The 22,612-nt window shown below is 48.2% G+C and carries 25 protein-coding genes; all 25 read left to right on the plus strand.

All coding sequences use genetic code 11. The features are described 5' to 3' along the window. Window position 1: 1 nt before the first annotated feature. The 25 genes from atpD (at window position 2) to HP398_RS18590 (ending at window position 22,551) form a co-directional block, all read left to right on the plus strand. Window positions 2-1,411 (plus strand): F0F1 ATP synthase subunit beta, encoded by a 1,410-nt coding sequence (gene atpD / locus HP398_RS18470; RefSeq protein WP_007725462.1) that lies wholly within the window; start codon window positions 2-4, stop codon window positions 1,409-1,411. 27 nt (window positions 1,412-1,438) lie between these two features. Further along, entirely contained in the window at window positions 1,439-1,837 is a 399-nt protein-coding gene (locus HP398_RS18475; RefSeq protein WP_017252349.1) for a F0F1 ATP synthase subunit epsilon, read from the plus strand. A 221-nt stretch (window positions 1,838-2,058) separates the two neighbouring features. Continuing rightward, the gene (locus tag HP398_RS18480; RefSeq protein WP_017252348.1) at window positions 2,059-2,799 is read left to right on the plus strand and encodes a DUF6042 family protein; all 741 of its coding nucleotides are present in this window, start codon (window positions 2,059-2,061) and stop codon (window positions 2,797-2,799) included. Window positions 2,800-3,102: 303 nt separating this feature from the next. Continuing rightward, window positions 3,103-3,474: an NADH-quinone oxidoreductase subunit A gene (locus HP398_RS18485; protein ID WP_007725457.1), complete on the plus strand. Its 372-nt coding sequence runs from the start codon at window positions 3,103-3,105 to the stop codon at window positions 3,472-3,474. After that, a complete protein-coding gene (locus HP398_RS18490; protein ID WP_007725455.1) occupies window positions 3,465-3,983 on the plus strand; it encodes a NuoB/complex I 20 kDa subunit family protein in 519 nt (172 codons plus the stop codon). Before HP398_RS18485 ends, HP398_RS18490 begins: the two co-directional genes overlap by 10 nt. Continuing rightward, window positions 3,980-5,167 (plus strand): NADH-quinone oxidoreductase subunit C, encoded by a 1,188-nt coding sequence (locus tag HP398_RS18495; RefSeq protein ID WP_173623337.1) that lies wholly within the window; start codon window positions 3,980-3,982, stop codon window positions 5,165-5,167. Before HP398_RS18490 ends, HP398_RS18495 begins: the two co-directional genes overlap by 4 nt. A 3-nt stretch (window positions 5,168-5,170) precedes the next feature. After that, the gene (locus HP398_RS18500) at window positions 5,171-6,319 is read left to right on the plus strand and encodes an NADH-quinone oxidoreductase subunit D (RefSeq protein WP_017252346.1); all 1,149 of its coding nucleotides are present in this window, start codon (window positions 5,171-5,173) and stop codon (window positions 6,317-6,319) included. Then, complete coding sequence (gene nuoH / locus HP398_RS18505) at window positions 6,316-7,326, plus strand: NADH-quinone oxidoreductase subunit NuoH (RefSeq protein ID WP_017252345.1); 1,011 nt, start codon at window positions 6,316-6,318, stop codon at window positions 7,324-7,326. Before HP398_RS18500 ends, nuoH begins: the two co-directional genes overlap by 4 nt. Window positions 7,327-7,461: 135 nt before the next feature. Then, window positions 7,462-7,875 carry an NADH-quinone oxidoreductase subunit NuoI gene (gene nuoI, locus HP398_RS18510; protein ID WP_007722093.1) on the plus strand — a complete coding sequence of 138 codons (414 nt, stop codon included), beginning with the start codon at window positions 7,462-7,464 and terminating at the stop codon, window positions 7,873-7,875. 1 nt (window position 7,876) lies between these two features. After that, window positions 7,877-8,386 (plus strand): NADH-quinone oxidoreductase subunit J, encoded by a 510-nt coding sequence (locus tag HP398_RS18515; protein WP_017252344.1) that lies wholly within the window; start codon window positions 7,877-7,879, stop codon window positions 8,384-8,386. Then, entirely contained in the window at window positions 8,383-8,694 is a 312-nt protein-coding gene (gene nuoK, locus HP398_RS18520) for an NADH-quinone oxidoreductase subunit NuoK (protein WP_007722089.1), read from the plus strand. The genes HP398_RS18515 and nuoK overlap by 4 nt, the downstream gene beginning before the upstream one ends. Before the next feature lie 27 nt (window positions 8,695-8,721). Then, window positions 8,722-10,635 (plus strand): NADH-quinone oxidoreductase subunit L, encoded by a 1,914-nt coding sequence (nuoL, locus tag HP398_RS18525; protein WP_173623338.1) that lies wholly within the window; start codon window positions 8,722-8,724, stop codon window positions 10,633-10,635. Beyond that, a complete protein-coding gene (locus HP398_RS18530) occupies window positions 10,628-12,160 on the plus strand; it encodes a complex I subunit 4 family protein (protein WP_017252342.1) in 1,533 nt (510 codons plus the stop codon). Before nuoL ends, HP398_RS18530 begins: the two co-directional genes overlap by 8 nt. Before the next feature lie 3 nt (window positions 12,161-12,163). Continuing rightward, window positions 12,164-13,696: an NADH-quinone oxidoreductase subunit NuoN gene (nuoN, locus tag HP398_RS18535; RefSeq protein ID WP_017252341.1), complete on the plus strand. Its 1,533-nt coding sequence runs from the start codon at window positions 12,164-12,166 to the stop codon at window positions 13,694-13,696. Window positions 13,697-13,800: 104 nt separating this feature from the next. Next, window positions 13,801-14,031, plus strand: coding sequence for a DUF1146 family protein (locus HP398_RS18540; protein WP_106654755.1), 231 nt, complete (start codon window positions 13,801-13,803; stop codon window positions 14,029-14,031). A 97-nt stretch (window positions 14,032-14,128) separates the two neighbouring features. Next, entirely contained in the window at window positions 14,129-14,872 is a 744-nt protein-coding gene (locus tag HP398_RS18545; RefSeq protein ID WP_173623339.1) for a YwmB family TATA-box binding protein, read from the plus strand. Between the two features lie 18 nt (window positions 14,873-14,890). After that, entirely contained in the window at window positions 14,891-16,216 is a 1,326-nt protein-coding gene (gene murA, locus HP398_RS18550) for a UDP-N-acetylglucosamine 1-carboxyvinyltransferase (protein ID WP_173623340.1), read from the plus strand. Between the two features lie 172 nt (window positions 16,217-16,388). Further along, window positions 16,389-17,405, plus strand: a complete 1,017-nt coding sequence (spoIID, locus tag HP398_RS18555; protein WP_173623341.1) for a stage II sporulation protein D — start codon at window positions 16,389-16,391, stop codon at window positions 17,403-17,405. An 87-nt stretch (window positions 17,406-17,492) separates the two neighbouring features. Beyond that, window positions 17,493-18,221 carry a M23 family metallopeptidase gene (locus tag HP398_RS18560; protein WP_069850979.1) on the plus strand — a complete coding sequence of 243 codons (729 nt, stop codon included), beginning with the start codon at window positions 17,493-17,495 and terminating at the stop codon, window positions 18,219-18,221. Window positions 18,222-18,401: 180 nt separating this feature from the next. Next, a complete protein-coding gene (gene spoIIID, locus HP398_RS18565; RefSeq protein ID WP_003388385.1) occupies window positions 18,402-18,686 on the plus strand; it encodes a sporulation transcriptional regulator SpoIIID in 285 nt (94 codons plus the stop codon). An 81-nt stretch (window positions 18,687-18,767) separates the two neighbouring features. Further along, the gene (gene mreB / locus HP398_RS18570) at window positions 18,768-19,784 is read left to right on the plus strand and encodes a rod shape-determining protein (protein ID WP_017252335.1); all 1,017 of its coding nucleotides are present in this window, start codon (window positions 18,768-18,770) and stop codon (window positions 19,782-19,784) included. A 7-nt stretch (window positions 19,785-19,791) separates the two neighbouring features. Further along, window positions 19,792-20,760, plus strand: coding sequence for a flagellar hook-basal body protein (locus HP398_RS18575; RefSeq protein ID WP_173623342.1), 969 nt, complete (start codon window positions 19,792-19,794; stop codon window positions 20,758-20,760). A gap of 15 nt (window positions 20,761-20,775) precedes the next feature. Next, entirely contained in the window at window positions 20,776-21,609 is an 834-nt protein-coding gene (locus HP398_RS18580; RefSeq protein ID WP_069850971.1) for a flagellar hook-basal body protein, read from the plus strand. Between the two features lie 34 nt (window positions 21,610-21,643). Continuing rightward, the gene (locus tag HP398_RS18585) at window positions 21,644-21,898 is read left to right on the plus strand and encodes a DNA-directed RNA polymerase subunit beta (RefSeq protein ID WP_017252332.1); all 255 of its coding nucleotides are present in this window, start codon (window positions 21,644-21,646) and stop codon (window positions 21,896-21,898) included. A gap of 131 nt (window positions 21,899-22,029) precedes the next feature. Further along, window positions 22,030-22,551 (plus strand): CDP-alcohol phosphatidyltransferase family protein, encoded by a 522-nt coding sequence (locus HP398_RS18590; protein ID WP_017252331.1) that lies wholly within the window; start codon window positions 22,030-22,032, stop codon window positions 22,549-22,551. Window positions 22,552-22,612 lie beyond the last annotated feature (61 nt).

A 22,612-nucleotide genomic window follows, 5' to 3' on the forward strand; every position in this document is an offset into this window, starting at 1 on the left:
GATGGCGAATGGACGCGTGGTTCAGGTAATGGGTCCGGTTGTTGACGTCGAGTTCGACCGCGGACACCTGCCTGCCATTTACAATGCGATCAAGATTCAACATAAAGCACAAAGCGCTGGTGAGCGCGACATCAACTTGACTGTTGAGGTTGCTACTCATTTGGGCGATAACTTGGTTCGTACCGTTGCAATGTCTTCCACTGACGGTTTGGTTCGTGGTATGGAAGCAGTTGATACTGGTGCAGCTATCTCCGTTCCAGTGGGTGCAATTACCCTCGGACGCGTATTCAACGTATTGGGTGAGCCGATCGACCTGCAAGAACTCGGTCAAGTAGATCGTCGTGACCCAATTCACCGTAAAGCTCCTGAGTTCGTAGACCAAGCAACGACTGTTGAGATCCTGGAAACAGGTATCAAAGTTATTGACCTCTTGGCTCCGTACATCAAGGGTGGTAAGATCGGTCTGTTTGGTGGTGCGGGTGTAGGTAAAACCGTTACTATTCAAGAGCTGATCAACAACATCGCGCAAGAGCACGGTGGTATTTCCGTATTCGCTGGTGTAGGTGAGCGTACCCGTGAAGGTAACGACCTGTACCACGAGATGAAAGACGCAGGCGTTCTGCCGAAAACCGCGATGGTATTCGGTCAGATGAACGAACCGCCTGGTGCACGTCTTCGTGTAGCGTTGACTGGTCTGACTATGGCGGAATACTTCCGTGATGAAGAAGGCCGCGACGTTCTTCTCTTTGTTGATAACATCTTCCGCTTTACTCAAGCGGGTTCCGAAGTTTCTGCTCTCTTGGGCCGTATGCCATCTGCGGTAGGTTACCAGCCAACACTGGCTACCGAAATGGGTCAGCTGCAAGAGCGTATTACTTCCACGAAAAAAGGTTCCGTAACGTCCATTCAAGCGATCTACGTACCAGCGGATGACTACACTGACCCGGCTCCTGCTACTACGTTTGCTCACTTGGACGCTACAACGAACTTGGAGCGTTCCATCGCTGAGTTGGGTATCTTCCCTGCGGTAGATCCACTCGCATCCACTTCCCGTGCTCTGGCTCCTGATGTAGTAGGACAAGAACACTATGATGTGGCTCGTAGCGTTCAAAAAATCCTGCAACGTTACAAAGAACTGCAAGATATCATCGCGATTCTCGGTATGGACGAGTTGAGCGACGACGACAAGCAAGTAGTTGGACGCGCTCGCCGCATTCAACGTTTCTTGTCCCAGTCCTTCCACGTTGCCGAGCAGTTCACTGGTAACCCAGGCCAATACGTGCCATTGAAAGAAACCGTTCGCAGCTTCAAGGAAATCCTCGAAGGTAAGCATGACCACCTGCCAGAGGGCGCGTTCCTGTACGTAGGTACAATTGAAGAAGCGGTAGAAAAAGCGAAGAAAATGGCGTAAGACACCCTGGAAAGGGGAGACGAGTAAGTGAGTAAGATGACAGTTGAAGTCGTAACTCCTGAACGAGTTGTCTACAGCGGTCAGGCTGAAATGGTGATTGCTCGCGGCTTGCAAGGGGAAATCGGTATTATGCCGAACCACGTGCCGTTGGTAACCCCGCTGAAAACAGCGCCAGTTCGGATTAAGACAGAAGGCGATAAAGAAGTAAAGATGGCTGTAAGCGGCGGCTTCATGGAAGTGCGCGGCGATAAAGTAACCATCCTTGCTGAAACGGCTGAATTGCCGGGAGACATCGATGTTGAACGCGCGAAGGCAGCGAAAGAGCGTGCTGAAAAGCGTTTGGCTGAGAAATATGCCGAGCTCGACGTCAAGCGTGCAGAACGCGCGCTGCAACGTGCGATGGCACGTCTCGACGTAGCGAAGTAAAGCGTAAGCTTGATATCCCCGCGCCCATGTGGCTGCGGGGATTTTTCGGTTATCAGGTGATGAATGATGAGCCATGGTAATCGGGCATGATATTTCCAGTTGGTAATTGCCTAATGTTTCTGTGTATAATAGACCTAATGCCCTGCCGACGAGCTACGTTAGCATGAAAAACAGCGGGAAAAAGCGGCATTGGCTATTGGGATTAAAGGAGAGTGTAATTGATGCAAACCGTTCGCGATATCCGCCACAATCAAGATGGCGTAGTGATTCCTAGCAGCTTTGCGGCTAATGGCTGGACAAGCGTGCTATCTCATGAAATGAAAGTTCTCTTCCAGGCAATGTGCTATGTAGTAACGAAGCATGAGTCAAAAGAAGAAATGAAAAAAGCTCTGGACGAGTTCGAAGCATTGAAAGGCACATTCACCGAACCTGTTAAAGAAGGCTTTAAGTCTGAAGAGGATTTTAAAGGCTATGTAAACCTCTTGAACAGATTCAAAGCGTTCATGAGCCGTTCCGATTATGCATATCCGACATCTCTTGACGAAGCGATTGAGCTTTTCGTGAAGTGGGGTCTGGTAATCGATAATGGAGATGCTTGGGATGTACCGGTTTATCCATTCCCAGACGCATCTGAGTTGTTCAAGCTGAGCGAAGCAGAATCTCTTGCATTGGCTCATGTTAAACTGGAAGCATTGGTACATCCGATGTTTAGCCGCCTCGTGATGAAGCTGCACGAGCAAGAAGAAAATACGTTCAGCATGTCCAAAGCAGAAATGAAGCAATTGCTGAACACCAATGATCAGATGCTGGCAGAGGTCCTGATCAAGCTGACTCCATATATGGAAGAAGCGATTGAAAATATGCTGGAGATCCCAGAAGACGATAAGATGAACTTTGCGATTGTATGGGAGCGCATTTACGAGGACTTCCTCGGACAGCAATTTTCAAACAACGTTCAATAATTAAGAGAATAAGAGGATCAGATGGACATATTCGTTTGGTCATCATACTATGCTGGAAAAACTCGGGGAGAAATCTCTGAGTTTTTTCCCTTTATATGGCACAAAAGGAAGGCTTTCGTTAGACACCCTATTGGCAATTTGCTATAATGATAAAGGTATTTTTTTCTAGCAGTATCATTTAGCGACAGCGTTCATACCTACACCTTTGATGCTGCGAGCAGTACCCTTTTGAGGGAGTCACGACTTCTTCTGGAGGACAGCGCAAGACGATTCATACCTTTCTCAAGAGCGGAGGGAACGTGGGTGAGTGACATCTATACCAACAATTATGTGATTGTCGCGATCTTTTTGATTCTTGGTGTGCTGTTGCCCGTGGCTACAGTCAGTTTTGTTGGTCCATTACTTCGTCCAAAGAAACCGACACGGGAGAAGCAAACTACTTATGAAAGCGGTAACATTCCTGTTGGTGACAGTTGGGTGCGTTTCAACGTGAAGTATTACATCTTTGCCCTCATGTTTGTCATCTTTGATGTAGAAACACTCTTTCTGTATCCGTGGGCCGTCGCTTACAAAGAACTGGGGCTCTTTGCCTTAGTCGAGATGGTCATCTTTATATCCTTGCTCATCGTAGGATTGATTTACGCGTGGAGAAAGAAGGTGCTGGAATGGAACTAGATCTGACGAGCATTGCGCCTGAATTGCAAGAGGAATTGAATCGCAACGTCATGTTCACGACATTGGAAACGGTGAAGGGATGGGTTCGCAGCAACTCGTTGTGGCCATTAACCTTTGGCTTGGCCTGTTGCGCGATCGAAATGATGGGAACGGGTGGGGCTCGTTATGACCTCGACCGGTTTGGCGTTATTTTTCGAGCATCCCCAAGACAATCTGATGTCATGATCGTAGCCGGAACCGTCACGAAAAAGATGGCCCCACTGCTGCGCAGGCTGTATGATCAAATGCCTGAACCAAAGTGGGTGATTGCCATGGGCTCCTGTGCGACAGCGGGAGGTCCGTATGTGCGCTCGTACAGCGTGGTAAAAGGTGTAGACCAGATTGTGCCTGTCGACGTATATATTCCAGGTTGTCCGCCTAACCCTGCCGCTTTGATCTACGGAATTAATAAGCTTCAAGAAAAAATCCGTTACGAAGCGAAGACTGGGAAGCAGGTGACCAATCTATGAGCGATGAGAAACGCAAGCCGACGCCGGAGGAAAAGGCAGCGGCAGCGGCTGAAGCCCGTGCCAAGGCAGAAGCTTTGCGAAAATTAAGAGAACAGGAAGCCCAGGCTTCCCAAGAGGCGAGCCAAGTGGAGCCATCTCAAGAGCCACAAGAGGAAGTCTCTGCTCCGGATGCAAAAGCTGTGTCTGAAATGACGCCTGAAGAAAAGGCCGCAGCCAAGAAAGCAGCAGCGGCAGAAGCGATTGCCAAGGCAAAAGCGGAGAAGGAAGCAAAAGAAGCTGCGGAAGCGGAAACTCCAGTTGCCGAGCAACAATCAGAAGCAGTTGTTACACCAGCAAAGCCAGTGTCTGAAATGACGCCAGAAGAAAAAGCCGCAGCCAAGAAAGCAGCTGCCGCAGAAGCACTAGCCAAGGCAAAAGCAGCGAAGGAAGCAGCGGAAAATGGAGCCGATACAGCTGATTCAGCTCCAGATGCGGATGCCAAGGCGAAGGCAGCAGCAGCCGCAAAAGCCAAGGCTGCCGCAGCGGCCGCTGCAAAGGCAAAAGCCGCACGTGAAGCAGGCGGCGATGAATCCGGTGATGACGACGCCAAGGCAAAGGCAGCCGCTGCCGCAAAAGCCAAAGCAGCAGCAGCCGCAGCAGCGAAGGCAAAAACAGCGCAAGCGACTGGTGATGAGGCCCCGGCAGAGGAAGCGCCGAAAGCACCTTCCAAAAACCAGCCCTATCTTGATAAATACGTTTCAAGAATTTCCGAAGCATTTGGACAGGAAGTCATCGAGGCTTCGTATATTAACGAGCTGGGAAAGGAAGTTCCAACTCTCACCATTCAAAACGAACGTTGGCATCAAGTTGCCCAATATTTAAGAGATGACGAGCAATTGAGCTTTGAGTACCTGTCCGATCTTCACGGTGTCGATTATGAGGATCGCCTGGAGGTATACTACCACTTTTATTCCTACAAAAATCGCCAAAGCTTGGCAGTAAAGGTCAAAACGAGCAGAGAAGAGTCAAAAGTTGCTTCTGTAATGGACCTCTGGCATGGCGCAAATTGGAATGAAAGAGAGACTTTTGACCTTTTGGGTATTCATTTCCCGGGACATAAGGATTTACGTCGAATCCTGTTGCCGGATGATTGGGTTGGGTATCCGCTGCGCAAAGATTATGTGCAATACGACGAGGAGGTTTAGCAGATGAACCATAACATCCTCACGACTCATGTTGATACCTCTTCTGAAACAGGACTTCGTACGGAAGAGATGTTATTAAACGTAGGTCCACAGCATCCGAGTACACACGGAGTATTTCGCTTGGTAGTAAAAATCGATGGGGAAACCATTAAAGAAGCGATTCCGGTGATGGGCTACTTGCATCGAGGTACAGAGAAGCTGGCAGAAAACTTGACCTATACACAAATTATTCCTTATACAGACCGTATGGACTACGTGTCCGCCATGACCAACAACTACGTTCTCTGCCACGCAGTAGAAACGATGATGGGGTTGGAGATTCCAGAGCGCGCTCAGTTTTTGCGATTGATCGCGATGGAACTGAACCGGGTGGCTAGCCATTTGGTTTGGTGGGGAACGTTTCTTTTGGACATTGGTGCGATGGGGCCGTTCCTTTATGCATTCCGTGATCGAGAGACGATCCTGGATTTGTTTAATGAGCTATGCGGGGCGCGGATGACCTTTAACTACATGCGCGTAGGCGGAGTGAAATGGGATGCACCTCCAGGCTGGATCGACAAAGCCAAAGAATTTGTCCAGTACATGAAGAAAGAATTGAATAACTACCACCAACTGGTGACAGGGAATGAGATTTTTATCAACCGCCTCATAGGGATTGGAAAGTTCGATACAAAAACGGCATTGGATTACTCGCTATCAGGTGTCATGCTTCGCTCGACAGGTGTCAAATGGGACCTGCGCAAGGACGAACCGTATTGCATTTACGATCGTTTTGAATTTGATGTGCCGACAGCGACTGAGGGAGATTGCATGGCGCGCTATCATCTGCGCATGGCTGAAATTGAACAATCCTTGCGAATTCTTGAGCAGGCATTGGAGCAATTTCCGAGTGAAGGCGAAGTCATGGGCAAAGTACCACGTGTGATTCGTCCGCCTGCTGGGGAGACCTATGTGCGCATCGAGTCACCGCGGGGGGAGATTGGCTGTTACATTGCCAGTCAAGGCAAGGATAAGCCGTGGAGATTGAAGTTCAGACGACCTTCGTTTACCAATCTGCAAATTCTGCCTAAGCTGTTGCAGGGGGAAAACCTCTCGAACATGGTTGCCATCCTGGGCAGTATCGACATCGTGCTCGGGGAGGTTGACTGTTGATGAATACTCTCTTGCAGCAAGCACCCTCATGGGGGACTACGCTTTGGTTTATCGTAGCGGCAGTTTTACTGCTTGCAGTCGTGCTGGGATTCGTTACGTACGCCATTTACTTTGAGCGTAAAGTGATTGGGTGGATGCAGCTGCGCATCGGGCCGAATCGAGTAGGACCATTGGGACTTCTCCAGACGGTTGCGGATGTTGCCAAGCTGCTATTAAAGGAAGATATTCGTCCGCAGCACGCTGACAAAGCGTTGTTCACTCTAGCACCAATATTGGCCTATGCCCCTGCTTTCGCCGTGTTGGCGGTCATGCCTTTTTCGGACAGCATTCAGTTCGCTGATTTGGGAATAGGGCTCTTGTACTATATCGCCTTGTCTGGGATCACCGTATTAGGCGTGATCACGGCTGGCTGGGCCTCGAATAACAAGTACTCGCTGATCGGGGGTCTCCGCTCCGCTGCGCAGATGATCAGCTATGAAGTACCGCTGGTCATGTCCGTGGTGGGTATCGTCCTATTGACGGGCAGCATGAATCTCAAGGATATTGTCGAGGCGCAGCGGGATGTCTGGAATATTGTTCCGCAGTTTATCGGATTTGCTGTTTTTATCATTGCTGCTCAGGCTGAGCTGAATCGTACGCCGTTTGACTTGCCAGAAGCAGAGTCGGAGCTCGTTGGCGGTTACCACGTCGAGTACTCCGGTTTCCGTTTTGCGATGTTCATGCTGGCGGAGTATGTATACATGTTCGGGATGGGTGCCTTGATCACGATTCTCTTTTTTGGTGGATGGTTGCCGATTCATCCATCGCTGGACTTCATTCCGGGAATCGTTTGGTTTATCCTTAAATTTTCAATTTACGTCTTCCTCCAGTTTTGGATTCGCGCCACGATGCCGCGCTTACGTGTCGATCAACTGATGTCGTTTGCCTGGAAAGTGCTGTTGCCCGTGGCATTGTTCAACATCCTGCTCACAGCTGTAGTGGTTTCTTACCAAAATGGCATGTTCTAGTAGCGACTTGATCGAAAACAACTACGTTCCACTGTTTTCATAGCGCAGGCTTCGCCATAGGCTTGCTTCGCCAAAAGCTAGCTTTCGTCAAAAACGTGGTGCAGCCAAGTTCTCAAATCCTGAGGGGTGACACACATGCTAGGACTGGCCAAAGGCCTGGGGTATACATTTAAAAAGCTCACGGAGAAAAAAGTAACCCACTTCTATCCGGATGTGCCCTTTCCAATGCCGCCTCGCTTTCGCGGTATTCAGCACTTTTCTCCTGAAAAATGCATCGTCTGTAACCAATGCGCACGCATTTGTCCGACGGAGTGTATTCAACTGACAGGGAAGCCCCATCCTGATCCGGAGAAAAAAGGAAAGATTATCGATACGTATGATATCAATTTTGAGCTGTGCATTTTATGCGATCTGTGTACAGAGGTTTGTCCCACTGAAGCGATTGTGATGACAAACAACTTCGAACTGGCTGCCTATAGCCGGGACGAATTGTACAAGAACTTGAAATGGCTGGACGACAACAATACGAACGTCAGGGAGGAGAATTAGTATGACAGGTGAATTCGTAGCCTTTTTTATCCTGTCCCTTCTGACGATCGGTGGCGCGGTGTTTATGATCAGCTTTACGCGCGTCGTCCACATGGTCATCTCATTGGGCGTTACGTTTATCAGCATTGCAGGTCTGTTTGTTTTGCTGGGAGCGGAGTTCGTCGGGGTCGCACAAATTCTAGTTTATTCAGGGGCAATCTCCATTTTGATGCTCTTTGGAATCATGCTGACCAAGCACGATGCGAACGATGAGGGAACAGGTCGGACATGGAAAAACCGTTTTATCCTGCTCTTTGTAATCGTTCTGTTCGGACTATTATTCTGGGGTGTGCAAAATACACCGTGGCCTGCGCCACCGCCACCTGCAGAGGCTCCAGTAAACAATGCAAAAGAAATCGGTATCGAAGTATTCACCAAATTCGTCATACCATTTGAGCTGTTGTCTGTTCTATTGTTGGTCGCATTGGTCGGTGCGATCGTCATGGCGAAAAAGGAGGGGGATAACGAATGACAGTAAGCATTTCCTCCTACTTAATGGTCGCTCTGATTCTCTTTTGTGTAGGTTTGTACGGTGCATTGACGAAGCGAAATGCAGTCGTCGTCTTGTTATCAATTGAGCTGATGCTGAATGCTGTAAATATTAACCTGGTCGCCTTTTCCAAATTCGGACTGTATCCATCCGTGACGGGACAAATCTTTACCTTGTTCACGATGACGGTTGCAGCTGCCGAGGTTGCCGTAGGGCTAGCGATTCTGATTGCGCTGTATCGCAACAAGGAGACCGTGAATGTTGATGAAATGGACCAAATGAAACGATAAGAGGGAAACCTGAAAAGGAGGACAAAGATGGATACTCTAATGCAATATGCCTGGCTGATCCCTCTGTTTCCGCTTCTTGCTTTCATCGTGATCGTCTCATTTGGTCGCCAATTGAAAGAAGGAGCGGCCATAGTGGGCATTACCCTGACGGCTGTTTCTTTTGGAATCGCAGTGCTCATCTTCTGGGAGAGATTCCAGGGTGGGGGAACCGATTACCATTATGTGATAGATTGGTTGCATATTGGCGATATCGTGATCAACATGGGATTCGAAGTGAATCCGCTGAATGCCATGATGCTCGTCATTGTGACATTAGTCAGTCTGTTGGTCCAAATTTATTCCAAAGGCTACATGCATGGGGATGAACGATTTCCAGTGTTCTATCAATACCTGGCGCTGTTCACGTTCTCCATGCTGGGATTAGTAATCTCGCCAAATTTGTTGCAAGTATATATTTTCTGGGAGCTGGTCGGGGTATGCTCCTTCCTGCTCGTTGGCTACTACTACTTCAAGACAGAAGCAAAAGCGGCTGCCAAAAAGGCTTTTATCGTTACCCGCATCGGGGATCTTGCTCTATTCATCGGGATATGTCTGTTGTTCTGGTGGACCGGAAGTTTCGAGTACGGGGCGATTTTTGAGAGTATCGCACTCGGACGACTGGAACCATGGATGATTACACTCACGGCGATCCTCATTTTCGTTGGGGCCATGGGAAAATCAGGTCAATTTCCACTTCATACGTGGTTGCCTGATGCCATGGAAGGTCCAACACCTGTGTCTGCATTAATTCACGCGGCAACGATGGTCGCGGCTGGTGTTTATTTGGTCGCTGCTACCTATCCGCTGTTTATCGCATCGGATACGGCTTTGACAGTTGTGGCGTATGTAGGAGGATTCACTGCCATATTTGCAGCTTCCATCGGCCTGACCCAACGGGATATCAAGCGTGTCTTGGCTTATTCCACAGTCAGTCAGCTCGGGTACATGATGCTGGCATTGGGTGTAGCTGGTGCTGCTGGTTATGTAGCAGGTTCCTTTCATTTGATGACGCACGCCTTTTTCAAAGCACTGCTCTTCCTTGGAGCAGGTAGTGTCATCCATGCCGTACATACGCAGGATGTATTCGAAATGGGTGGCTTGTGGAAAAAGATGCCGATTACCGCTTTGACTTTCTTGATCGGTTGCTTGGCGATTGCGGGGATCTTTCCGTTCGCTGGTTTCTGGTCAAAAGAAGCGATTCTGGGAGCTGTTTACGGAGCGCAACGCTACGATTTACTGTTCATCGCGCTGCTAGCGGCATTCTTTACCGCATTCTATATGTTCCGTCTGTTCTTCCTAACATTCGCAGGGAAGGCACGTGGCAAGCACGAAGCGCACGAATCTCCAAGTGTCATGACAGGTCCGCTCTTGGTCTTGGCATTACTTGCGGTTGTTGCGGGCTTTGTGAATACACCGTACGCGCCATTACTCTCCGATTGGTTGTTATCAACGAACACAGGGATGGCAATCACGAGCATTTTTGGGGAAGGCAGTGAGCATGCACCATCTTGGTTACAGATTGTGGCACTGTTGATCTCCATTTTTGGAGTCGTGCTGGCGTACCTGATGTACGGCAAGAAATCAATCTCCTCGGACACTATTCCAAAAACAATGCCGTGGCTCTATCAGCTCTCATACAAGAAGTACTACATCGATGAGCTGTATCACAACGTCATTGTTCGTCCATTAGGCTGGCTTGGATTTGTCCTGGATGTATTTGATAAGTATATTGTGGATGGTTTGGTTGGATTGACAGCAAAAATCACCCAAGGAATCGGATCTTTGCACGCAAGAGTACAAAGTGGGCAGATTCAGTCCTATGGGGCAATGGTCATATTCGGTCTGTTACTCTTGATCATCGCCATCAGTTTGACGGCTAGGGGAGGTGGACTCTTTGGGTAATATCCTTTTGTCATCACTGGTGTTCTCTCCGCTGCTGGCGATTCTCGTCATGGCCTTTATCCCCAGTCGACATGCAGGTGTGATCAAGCAGGTCGGGATTTTTGGAACGTTGCCGGCACTTATCTTGGCAGGTTGGATGTTCGGCATGTTTGATTACGAGACAGCTAATCTGCAGTTCGTAGAAAAGCACAATTGGATTTCGATTCCGATTGGAATGGCTCAGGCAGGCACCGTCTTTGCTTTTGAGATCAACTATGAACTCGGTGTGGATGGTATTTCGATGCCATTGATTTTGCTGACGGCGATTATCGGTACCCTCGCAGCAATTGCTTCGTGGCAGATCAAGAAGAGGCAGAAGGAGTATTTTATCCTGTTTCACCTGTTGTTGATCGGCATGTTGGGAGTCTTTGCTGCAGACAATCTGTTTCTGTTCTTCATTTTCTTCGAGCTGACACTCGTACCGATGTACTTCCTCATCGGGATTTGGGGATATGGGGAGCGCGAACAAGCAGCGAATAAATTCCTTTTGTATAACGGAATCGGTTCAGGGATTATGCTGCTAGCTTTCATCGTGATCTTTGTCATCATGCGGACGCTCAATATGGATGAAATCACGGCGATCCTGACGACACCAGGGCATCCGATAACCGAAATCCTTACGCCGGAAATGCGTTTTGGCATCTTCCTAGCGCTATTTATCGCTTTTGCGATCAAGCTGCCCGTATTTCCGTTCCACACGTGGATGCTACGCGTACACGTACAGGCTCCACCTTCTATCGTCATGATTCACTCCGGTATTTTGCTGAAGATGGGGGCATACGGTCTTTTGCGGATGGGAATCGGCTTCTTCCCAGAGCAGGCCTATGATTTCTCTACGTGGATGGCAGTTTTGGGGATTATCAACATTTTGTATGGAGCTGTGCTGGCCTTCGTACAAAAGGATTTAAAAATGGTGCTGGCTTACTCCAGTATCAGCCATATGGGTATCGTCTTGCTCGGTTTCGCATCAATGAACACGATCGGGTTTCAGGGAGCGATGTTCCAGGTGGTATCCCACGGCTTTATCTCAGCACTGCTCTTCTTCTTGATCGGTGTCATTTGGGATCGGACGCAGACATCGATGCTCGACGATTTGGGCGGTTTAGCTAAGTCCATGCCGTTTGTCAGCGGTGTGTTGTTGGCAGGGGGGATGGCTTCACTCGGACTTCCGGGCATGTCCGGATTCATTAGTGAGTTCTTTGCCTTCCTCGGTCTGTTTGGTCGTTTGCCAGTAATGGCAGCAGTGGGAGCGATTGGGATTGTCCTCACCGCAGTTTATTTACTCAGAGCGATCTTGAAAACGACTTTTGGCCCTACTCCAGGTAGATGTACAGGACTTGCTGATGCACAGCCGATGGAAGTCATTCCGATGGTAGTCCTATTGGGATGTATTATTCTCATTGGTGTTTATCCAGCAGTTCTGGGGAATCCGATGCAGCAGGCGCTGAAAACGATCGTACCTATCGTAACGGGAATAGGAGGGTAATCCATGGAGGTTAAAGATATTTTCTCATATGACTGGAGCTACCTTCTGCCCGAGTTTATCATTCTGGGCTTTGCTACCTTTTTATCACTGCTGGATCTTTTTGCGGGCAAACGCCTAGGCAAGCAGGTCATTGGTTGGCTATCCTTCCTGGCAACGGTCATAGCGGCGATCTTTGTGATCATCAATATGAATGCTCTCGATAAGCCATACAGCTACATGATCGACATGATCCGAATCGACGATTACGGCAATGCGTTCAAGCTGATTTTCCTGGCAGGTACAGCTTTTGCCATTCTCATCTCGCTGTCCTATCTGAAATCAGGGGAAATCCAGCACAGAGGCGAGTATTACTATTTGCTGCTGACCGGGCTTCTCGGGGCTATGGTCATGGCTTCGTCGGCTGACTTGATTACCTTGTTTGTGGGACTGGAGCTATTGTCTCTCTCGTCCTATGTACTGGTCGGATTGCGAAAAAAATCGCGGCTTTCCAACGAGTCGGCGTTCAAATACGTCGTTTCGGGAAGTATTGCCACGGCTGTGCTCCTGTTTGGGATGTCGTACGTGTACGGTCTCACGGGAACTACACATATTTATGAAATCTCATTCCGATTGGCAGAAGCGGGAATGGCGGGCTATCAGTTCCTCGTCTATACGGCGTTTGCGTTTCTCGCAGTAGGTCTTGCATTCAAAATATCTGCAGCGCCTAACCACATGTGGGCGCCAGATGTCTATCAAGGTGCTCCTACCCCGGTCACTGCTTTCCTGGCAGTTGTGTCAAAAGCAGCAGGGTTCGCGCTGATTTTTCGAGTAATGATGATCTCGTTTTTCAACGTTTCCAATGGAACGGGATCAGGACGGTTCTTTTTCGAAGAGGGAAGCCTCTATCTAGGGATAATGGCAGCGGCCTCGATGATTATCGGGAATACGATGGCGCTCAGGCAGACAAACGTCAAGCGTATGATGGCTTATTCAGGCATTGCACAAGCGGGCTATTTGCTCGTGCCGTTTGTACCACCGACTTCTCTCTTTTTCAGCGAAGTGATCTTCTATCTGTTCGGTTACTTGCTGGTTAGCTTTGGTGCTTTCGCTGTGATTATGGTTGTATCTCGTGAGCAAGAGACAGAGGATTTGAAAGGATTCGCCGGATTGTATCATCGCTCACCAGTTATGGCGGTTGCGATGAGCATCTTCCTCTTGTCCTTGGCAGGTATCCCGATTACGGTTGGCTTCTTCGGGAAGTTCTATCTGTTCATGGGTACATTAGTGGTAGAAAACTACTGGCTGGCGGCGATTATGATCATCACCAGCGTCATTTCCTACTACTACTACTTTGGGATTATTCGTCAGATGTACATGCGTCCTGGGACAACCGAAGCACCAATGGTCGTGCCAAAAGGCATTTGGACGTTTATTCTCATCATGGCAATCGCTACCGTATTCTTTGGTGCTTTCCCGGGTCTGGTCACCGACTATATCCAAATTCATTTCAATCCGTCCTTTGATTTTGGGAACATGCTCTCTCCCAGCTCTCAGTGATACTCGTAACTGAATAGCACTTCAGGTACAATAGAAGGGATGGCTCGTAATCGGGCCGTCCCTTTTTCTATGATTCTCGGATAGGCAATGAGGAGGTAACGAGCATGCCACAAGAAGTATATGGCTTGTTGAGTATCATTTTATCGATTGCGTTTATTGGGCTCGCTTGGTGGGCGTTGCAATCCTTTCGCTTTGATAAGATTTTGAAAAAACCAAATGGCGTTCAGGCGAAGCTGTTGCAAATTTTTCTTTCCATTGTGATTGGATATGAACTATCCCGCTTTTTCCTTGATTACTTGGGCTGGTCCCTGACATTCGGGAATTTGTTCAACTAAATACCCAAAGACGACGATTCGCTGGTATATCCACCCAGCTACATGTACAAAATGAGAAGTACAAAGAGATACATGTAAGCATAGGGAGAGGATATCAATGGGGAAATGGTCTGGTTGGTGCGTGCTGGCTCTATTGCTCGTGATGGGGGCCGTGTATTGGATGCCTGCACAAGCAAAGGAAGAAAAGCCGGTTGTGACAGAAATGATGAAAGTACTGGAAGATACGGGCGCAACGGGTGTATCGGTTCAGGTACGTATGCGTACGGCGATGGGAGAAGGCCTGCGTTCTGAACAAGTAAAAGAGTTGGCGACGAAATGGGCACAACAACTTGAGATTCCGTTTTCCCCAAGCGAACAATCGCGTAAGCACAACATACTTGCATATAGGACTACATACACACAAAACGGGGTGGATCTGAGCTACGAGGTGACAGCAGTTCCTAAAAATGGAGCATTTTCTGTATATCTAGTACTTCAGTTATCTGGAAACCGTGATTCCCTACTATATATTGGACAAGTACAGGAAACCTTCACGAATGCCCTGCAAAGCGCCGACTTTATTCCGCAAATTAGCACTTGTATTCGCGGATTGTACAATGTTAAGATGGGTGTTGACCAACAGGAGGGTAAAATATTGTCGATTTTTGGTACTCTCCAGGCGGCAGAATTAGAACGTTTGCAAGATGAGACGGTTGTCAGCATTTCAGGGTATACCCCTATGTGGGAATCATTCATCGCGTTAAACGGTCAAAAGATGAATCTACAGGTGGCTACGCATCGTGACAGCCATTCTGGAACATGGATTACTGTAGGTACACCAATCATCACTGTGGAATATTAGCACGCGGAGGGGTACACATTGGATAAAATTATTGTCCGTGGTGGTAAGGCATTGTCTGGAAATGTAAAAGTATCTGGCGCCAAAAATGCCGTACTCCCTATTATTGCAGCATCTATCCTGGCAGAAGAAGGGACTTGTGTCATCTCTGACGTACCAGCTCTCGACGATGTCATGACGATATGCGACCTTTTGAAATCGATGGGAATCTCCCTTACATATGATCATGAAGTGCTGACAATCGATGCTTCCAAGCTTACGAGTGTAGAAGCGTCCTATGAACTGGTCCGCAAAATGCGCGCATCTTTCCTCGTGATGGGGCCGCTTTTAGCCAGAAAAGGACAAGCTCGTGTCGCTCTCCCGGGTGGATGTGCCATTGGTACGCGCCCGATCGACCAGCACCTTAAAGGGTTTGAGGCTATGGGAGCCAAGATCGAAATCGGACAAGGGTTTATTGAAGCGACGGTAGAAGGACGATTGAAGGGTGCGAAAATCTACCTGGATATTGCTAGCGTCGGTGCAACAGAAAATATTATGATGGCCGCTGCTTTGGCAGAGGGAACCACATTGATCGAAAATGCGGCAGAAGAGCCGGAGATCGTTGATTTGGCGAACTTCCTGAACAGAATGGGAGCAAAAATCCGCGGAGCGGGTACAGGCTCGATCCGCATCGAAGGCGTGGAAAAGCTGAAGGGCTGCACACATTGTGTCATTCCTGACCGCATTGAAGCAGGAACTTTCATGGTTGCTGCAGCAATTACTGGCGGGGATGTCTTTGTGGAAGGTGCGATTTGCGATCATCTCAAATCCGTGACCGCCAAGCTTCGTGAAATGGGCGTGGACATTGAGGAGCAAGAAAACGGCATTCGTGTACGCCGCACAGGCACACTGAAAGCAGTTGACCTCAAAACGCTGCCATACCCTGGCTTCCCGACAGATATGCAGTCGCAAATGATGGCGCTTTTGCTTGTTTCGGAAGGAACGAGCATCGTGACCGAAACAGTATTTGAGAACCGCTTCATGCACGTGGAAGAGTTCCGTCGCATGAATGCGAACATCAAGATCGAAGGCCGCAGTGCCATCGTCGAAGGTGGTTCTAAGCTGACAGGCAGCAAGGTAGCAGCAACTGACCTGCGTGCGGGTGCAGCACTTGTACTGGCTGGGCTCGTATCGGAGGGTGAGACTGAGGTTTCTGCCCTGCACCATATTGACCGTGGCTATGTGAACTTTACCGAAAAGCTGCTGGCTTTGGGCGCAGATGTAGAACGTATGGTTCCAGAAGAAAAGGCTCGTGAAAAAGCAGTTTCGGAAACCATCAAAGTAAGCTTCTCTCCTAATTTTGCTTGATAAATGCGTCAACCATATGGCAAAACGAAAGATTCTCTGCGTATGCAGGGGGTCTTTTTTTCGTTCTCTCGACTCTCTCATTCTCTCGTTCTACCGCTCTGTTACCAAACATAGACTTTAGTAGGTTATTCAGACTTTTCGTGTCTAGTATGTAACGGGGAGGATCTCTTGCATGAAACGCTATCTACTCATGTGGTTTATCGCTTTGCCGATCTTGCTCGTCCTGATGCCTGCTGCTCTGGTCTTTTGGTTTTCACCAGAAATAGGTCCTGTCAGTCAGCCGACTGTGGCCGTCACGGAGCCTGCCATACCGGCGATGAAGGAATCGGCTTCTTCTATGCCAGTAAAGGTGTACCGTACAGAAAAAAAAGCTGTGGAAACATTGCCGCTAGAAACGTATATTACTGGAGTCGTAGCGGCGGAAATGCCAGCTGAGTTCGAGTTGGAGGCTTTAAAAGCACAGGCGTTGGCGGCCAGGACCTATATCGTGCGACGAGTAAAAGAGGGCAAATTTGATGATGTGCCATCAGGTGGTCAGGTCTTGGATACGGTGCAGCATCAAGTTTATATGGATGAGCACCAGCGGCGAGAGCGTTGGGGAGATCAGTACGAATGGAAAAACAAACGAATTCAGCAGGCAGTTATGGCGACAGCAGGGATTATCCTGACCTACCAGAACGAGCCCATTGACGCGACGTTTTTTTCCACCAGTAATGGTTTTACAGAAAACTCGGATGAATATTGGGAAAAGCCCATTCCTTATTTGAAGAGCGTTGCGAGTCCTTGGGATATTCAATCTCCTCGCTATGAGGAAACGGTCGTCATGTCTACTGTGGAGCTAGAAAAGAATTTGGGCGTCAAGCTCACGCAGGAGGCTTCTACCAATGGTTCCTGGTATCGGATCGAATCGCGTACAACCGGAAATCGCGTAGGAACCATCAGCATTGGCGGCAAGGAGTTTACAGGTAGAGAGTTTCGTGAAAAGCTCAATTTGAACTCTTCTTCCTTTACGTTGGATTTGCGCGGCAATCAGGTTTTCATTACGACCAAAGGGTACGGTCATGGTGTCGGCATGAGCCAGTGGGGAGCAAATGGAATGGCCAAAAGCGGGAAAAGCGCGGAGCAAATCGTCAAGCACTTCTATCAAGGAATTAGTCTGCAAGTGTATTCAAGTGTGATCCCAGCTTAAAAGAAAAGCAAATTTTTACTTTTCCCTACTCTCTCAGGTTTATACGTCAAAATTCTGGCGATACTGAGGGATGAGGTGATGAATAAAATGGAAGATCAAAAAAATCAACCAATTCCATTCAAGAAGGCAAGTTCTTGGAAAAAAGTTTTGGGCAAGAAATGGGCGTTTCCTGCAATCTACATCGGCACCGCAGCAATCATTCTCGCTTTTGTGATGTGGTATCAGGGCAATGTCATGGACACGGTATCCAAAATGACGAATAGCGGAGATGGCGTGGCAGTGACAACTCCTGCAGCTCCTGAGACGACTACACCGCAAAACGAAGAAGCGGTACCTGCTACAAGTGGCGTACAACCACTCGCTTGGCCAGTAGGAAAAGGCGTGCAGTACAATGTGGGCATGAACTACTACGATGAGAAAGCGTCCAAGGACAATCAGCAAAAAGCATTGGTGAGCTTCGACAATACCTTCTACCCACACACAGGTATTGACCTCGTATCTACGGACGGTAAGAGCTTTGATGTCATCGCAGCTCTTGCGGGTAAAGTAGTAAAAGTGGTGAACGATCCACTTGTCGGCAACGAGATTGAGATTGAGCACGCAGACAAAATGATTACGGTATATCAAAGTCTGGAAAGTGTAACAGTCAAACCAGGCGATGAAGTGACACAAGGTCAAGTAATCGGGTCTGCTGGGCGCAACACCTTTGAAAAAGACGCTGGCGCACATCTTCACTTTGAAGTTCGCATCGATAACAAGCCTGTCAATCCAGAGCAATACTTGATTCAGGCTGAAACGGAAGTAAAAAATCAATAACCGATGAATTTAGAAAAACACCTGCAAAATACAACAATTGCGGGTGTTTTTTTGCGTGTGGTACAAACTGTTGAAAAAAGATGCGGCCGTGCTGGCTTGTCAGGCTTGGAAACGTAGAATATGTGTCCCTACGCACCCATATATTGTATCAGACAATGTAGATACAAGGAGGCGAGTAATGTGCACGACTACATCAAAGAGCGGACCATCAAAATCGGCCGATATATTGTAGAGACAAGAAATACGGTTCGGATGATCGCTAAAGAGTTCGGTGTTTCGAAAAGTACTGTGCACAAGGACTTGACTGAGCGGCTGCCTGAGATAAATCCAGAGTTGGCGAACCAGGTAAAGGAAATTTTGGAATATCACAAAGCCATCAGACATCTTCGGGGAGGCGAAGCGACCAAAATAAAGTACAAACGGCGTAGTAAAAAAGTACGAGTAGAACAGGAGGAGAGTGTGTAAGAAAGAATTTCCTTGTCCTCTCACGTAGAAGAGCCTATGATATTAGGTAGAAATGTAACTGGTAATCAGGGAGGACCTTTCATGTTTGGCAAAGATATCGGAATCGACTTGGGCACGGCCAATGTCTTGGTTTTTGTAAAAGGCAAGGGAATTGTCCTAGACGAACCATCTGTCGTGGCAATAGATAGTAAAACCAGAAAAGTTTTGGCCGTGGGAAATGAAGCCTATCGCATGGTAGGCCGTACCCCAGGAAATATCGTAGCGATCCGACCTTTGCGAGAAGGGGTTATCGCGGATTTTGAAATCACAGAGGCTATGCTGAAGCACTTCTTGAACAAAATTGGTGGAAAGAGCATGTTTGCCCGTCCGCGTATTTTGATTTGCTGCCCGACCAACATCACGTCTGTTGAGCAAAAAGCAATTCGCGAAGCAGCTGAGCGCAGCGGTGGAGCAAGAGAAGTATTTATCGAAGAAGAACCGAAAGTTGCCGCAGTTGGGGCAGGTATGGACATTTTTCAGCCGTCCGGTAATATGGTAGTGGATATCGGTGGGGGAACGACCGATGTAGCGGTATTGTCGATGGGCGATATTGTCACGTCTTCCTCCATTAAAATAGCAGGCGATACATTCGATGTGGCTATTATGCGTTACATAAAAAATAAATACAAATTGCTGATTGGTGAGCGTACGGCTGAAGATATCAAGGTTCAGATTGGAACCGTATCCGGCGGACGCCAGGACGAAATGGACATTCGGGGTCGAGACATGGTAAGCGGCTTGCCGCAAACGATTACCATCCGCTCCACTGAAGTCCAGGAAGCCCTGGCTGAGTCGGTGAGTGCGATTGTACAAGCCTCAAAATCTGTTTTAGAACGAACACCTCCGGAGCTTTCTGCCGATATAATTGATAAGGGTGTTTTCCTGACCGGTGGCGGCGCATTATTGCACGGTATTGACGAGATTCTGGCAGAGGAGCTGAAGGTTCCTGTGCTGGTAGCGGAGGAGCCAATGATGTGCGTTGCAAAAGGAACAGGAATGATGCTGGACTATTTGGACAAGATGCCGGCTCACTCGAATAAGCGATTATTCAGGGGGTAAGATTTAAGTGATCAGAGGCTTGTATACGTCTGCATCTGGCATGCTGGCTTTGCAGAACAGGCAAGAATCGCTGGCGAACAATTTAGCAAATATCAATACACCCGGGTTCAAACAGGACGTGGGTGTCATGCGTGCATTTCCGGAGCAATTGCTCTCCCGCATGAATGATAAGGAAGGACTGGATGTTCCGGGCATCCCTACTATGCCTGGACAGCCTGCCATTATCGGGCGTTTGCACACAGGGGTATACATGTCGGAGGCGCTACCGAATTTTGCGCAGGGGGATATTGAAGAGACACGCAATCCGTATGATCTTGCGTTGATGGACAATATTCAACCAGATCCGGATGGGAATGAGCGACGGTTGTTTTACAGTGTGGCGCGGATTGAGGATTTGACGCAGCCAGCTCAAGAAGAGGATATTCGCTACACGCGAAACGGTAACTGGAGCGTGAATGGGGAAGGCTACTTGGTAACGGCTGATGGGTACTATGTTTTGGACAATCAAAATCAGGCGATTCGAGTTAATGACCCAGTTAGTGGAATTAATGCTGGACAAGATTTGAAGATCAACGAAGCTGGCGAATTGTTGTACAAAGACCCGAACACGAATGAATATCAATCTTTGGCAGCGCATCCTCGTTTGGGACTGGCTGTAGTAACCAATCCCTTGATGCTGGTTCGTGAGGGAACCAATGTATTCCGTTGGGAAGGCGACATGGACGTCGAAGCGATTGATGTTGCTGAAGCAAACGATCAAGCAGCTCTGGCAGCAGGTACGTACGCTACACCTACGATTTCAGGTCGATACGGTATGCAACAAGGTTGGCGTGAGCGCTCCAATGTAGACCCTGGCCAAACCATGACGAACATGATGAGTGTTCTTCGCGCTTATGAAGCGAACCAACGGGTCATTACAACGATTGATGGTACGTTGGATAAGGCTGCTAATGAAATCGGTCGTGTTAACGGATAATAGGAGGTAGGAAAGATGCAGTCGCTTAATATTTCCACATCAGCTATGCGCGGTATTCAGCAAGCGTTGGACAATACAGCCAACAATCTGGCGAATATTGATACAATCGGGTACAAACGCCGGGTCGCATCGTTTTCCGAGCTTCTCTCCGATTCGATGAATGAACAGCCGGCAGCAGACAATCAAAATCGGAATACATCGGTGGGGATTCGGATCGGAAGCGGTGCCCGTCTTGGCATGACCAAGCTGGATCTCGGTCAAGGTAGTGTGAAAGTTACTGATGTGCCAACAGATGTGTTGGTTGAGGGAAACGGGTATTTTCTTGTCACTCACAAGATCAAGGACGCTACTGGCAATGTCATTCAAGAGGAAAATCGATTGACACGCGATGGCTCTTTCAAGGTCTCATTCGATGATGATGAACAAGGTTATGTATTGCACACTACCTCTGGTCACATTTTAACAGATGAAAACGGCGTAAATATTGTATTGCCAGAGCCAGTCACCAATATTCAAATTACTGCCGAGGGAGCACTTACTGCAAATGGAGTTTCTTACGGCAATATCGGTCTTTGGAAAGTAGACAATCCTGATCAGCTGCAGCAAGTCGGTCAGAATCTGTTTGATGCTGAGTTAGATTCCGGTGCAAATCCAACTACCAAATACACGAATGCCCTCATTACAGGTGATGCTACACTTCGACAAGGAGCATTGGAAGGCTCCAATGTAAGCATGACAGAGGAAATGTCCCAACTGGTGAACATTCAGCGTGCGTATCAATTGAACTCACGTGCAGTCGGCATCAGTGATCAAATGATGGGCATTGCTAACCAACTGAGAAGCAGATAACCCATATAATTTCAGCATGACGGAGGAGAGGAGCATGGAACAAGGGAAGAGCAAACGTTTCCCGCGTCAGACCGAAGAGGTTAAGTCAAAAGGAAAAGAGCGGGAACGGAGCGGCAAAAATTGGCGGCTGAGAGTTGCCAAGATGGTGCTGGTCCCACTCCTGCTGTTTTTCTCACTGGTCATCGGTCTGATGATCGGATACGGTGGGGTTGGAAAGCAGCCAATGTCTGACGTATTCGATCTGGGAACCTACAAACATATGTGGGATTTAATGTTTGAAGATACGTAAAAACGAAGCTGGACAAGCCCGAACCCTATGGTTGGGGCTCCTATTTTTTCGAGGACTTGTTGTGGTGTTTGTCCACAGAGTATAATAGGGCGAGTGGTTGAAAAAGGAAGTGACGATTTGAATACGGAGGGATGTCCGTGAATCTTCCTAATTTGCTTACGATCTTTCGCATCGTGCTCATCCCTTTGTACCTGTATGTCTTTTTTTCGGTGTTTCCGTATCATGTTGAAATCGCTTTAGGCATTTTGATTTTGGCGGGAGTGACCGATATTGCGGATGGGTACATCGCGCGGAAGCATAAGCTTGTGACCACCATCGGAATGATGTTAGATCCTCTGGCAGATAAATTAATGATGCTGGCGGTCATCGCCTCATTATTTTTGACAGATCGAATCAGTATATGGGCTGCCCTGTTTTTCTTTGTGCGCGATCTGGCAATGATAGTAACAGGAGCTGTTTACCACTTCCGCGGGAAAAAAACCGTCCCGGCAAACGCCTACGGCAAGCTGACAACTGTCCTTTTGTATGTTGTCATTCCGCTGGTAATGTATCGCTATGAGTACAGTGAAGCGATACTTTGGTCTGTTATAGCGTTCTCATTTATTGCGAGCGCGATTTATCTGGCAAAGGCTCGACTATTGAACCGCGTGTAAGGGTGAAAAAGAGCACTTCCCGCTTTTTGGGAGGAAGTGCCCCTTTTATCTTAACCCCGCT

It is taken from the genome of Brevibacillus sp. HB1.4B, from assembly GCF_013284285.1.
GTDB classification, from domain to species: Bacteria; Bacillota; Bacilli; order Brevibacillales; family Brevibacillaceae; genus Brevibacillus; species Brevibacillus porteri.

Excerpts from the sequence above, each read along its gene's own strand:
- HP398_RS18500 (WP_017252346.1), top strand. The coding sequence starts at position 5,171 with ATGAACCATAACATCCTCACGACTCATGTTGATACCTCTTCTGAAACA.
- nuoK (WP_007722089.1), top strand. The coding sequence starts at position 8,383 with ATGACAGTAAGCATTTCCTCCTACTTAATGGTCGCTCTGATTCTCTTT.
- HP398_RS18480 (WP_017252348.1), top strand. The coding sequence starts at position 2,059 with ATGCAAACCGTTCGCGATATCCGCCACAATCAAGATGGCGTAGTGATT.
- HP398_RS18585 (WP_017252332.1), top strand. The coding sequence starts at position 21,644 with ATGGAACAAGGGAAGAGCAAACGTTTCCCGCGTCAGACCGAAGAGGTT.
- nuoI (WP_007722093.1), top strand. The coding sequence starts at position 7,462 with ATGCTAGGACTGGCCAAAGGCCTGGGGTATACATTTAAAAAGCTCACG.
- HP398_RS18540 (WP_106654755.1), top strand. The coding sequence starts at position 13,801 with ATGCCACAAGAAGTATATGGCTTGTTGAGTATCATTTTATCGATTGCG.
- mreB (WP_017252335.1), top strand. The coding sequence starts at position 18,768 with ATGTTTGGCAAAGATATCGGAATCGACTTGGGCACGGCCAATGTCTTG.
- HP398_RS18560 (WP_069850979.1), top strand. The coding sequence starts at position 17,493 with ATGGAAGATCAAAAAAATCAACCAATTCCATTCAAGAAGGCAAGTTCT.
- HP398_RS18545 (WP_173623339.1), top strand. The coding sequence starts at position 14,129 with ATGGGGAAATGGTCTGGTTGGTGCGTGCTGGCTCTATTGCTCGTGATG.
- nuoN (WP_017252341.1), top strand. The coding sequence starts at position 12,164 with ATGGAGGTTAAAGATATTTTCTCATATGACTGGAGCTACCTTCTGCCC.
- nuoL (WP_173623338.1), top strand. The coding sequence starts at position 8,722 with ATGGATACTCTAATGCAATATGCCTGGCTGATCCCTCTGTTTCCGCTT.
- spoIID (WP_173623341.1), top strand. The coding sequence starts at position 16,389 with ATGAAACGCTATCTACTCATGTGGTTTATCGCTTTGCCGATCTTGCTC.
- HP398_RS18490 (WP_007725455.1), top strand. The coding sequence starts at position 3,465 with ATGGAACTAGATCTGACGAGCATTGCGCCTGAATTGCAAGAGGAATTG.
- HP398_RS18580 (WP_069850971.1), top strand. The coding sequence starts at position 20,776 with ATGCAGTCGCTTAATATTTCCACATCAGCTATGCGCGGTATTCAGCAA.
- HP398_RS18495 (WP_173623337.1), top strand. The coding sequence starts at position 3,980 with ATGAGCGATGAGAAACGCAAGCCGACGCCGGAGGAAAAGGCAGCGGCA.
- HP398_RS18515 (WP_017252344.1), top strand. The coding sequence starts at position 7,877 with ATGACAGGTGAATTCGTAGCCTTTTTTATCCTGTCCCTTCTGACGATC.
- atpD (WP_007725462.1), top strand. The coding sequence starts at position 2 with ATGGCGAATGGACGCGTGGTTCAGGTAATGGGTCCGGTTGTTGACGTC.
- HP398_RS18590 (WP_017252331.1), top strand. The coding sequence starts at position 22,030 with ATGTCCGTGAATCTTCCTAATTTGCTTACGATCTTTCGCATCGTGCTC.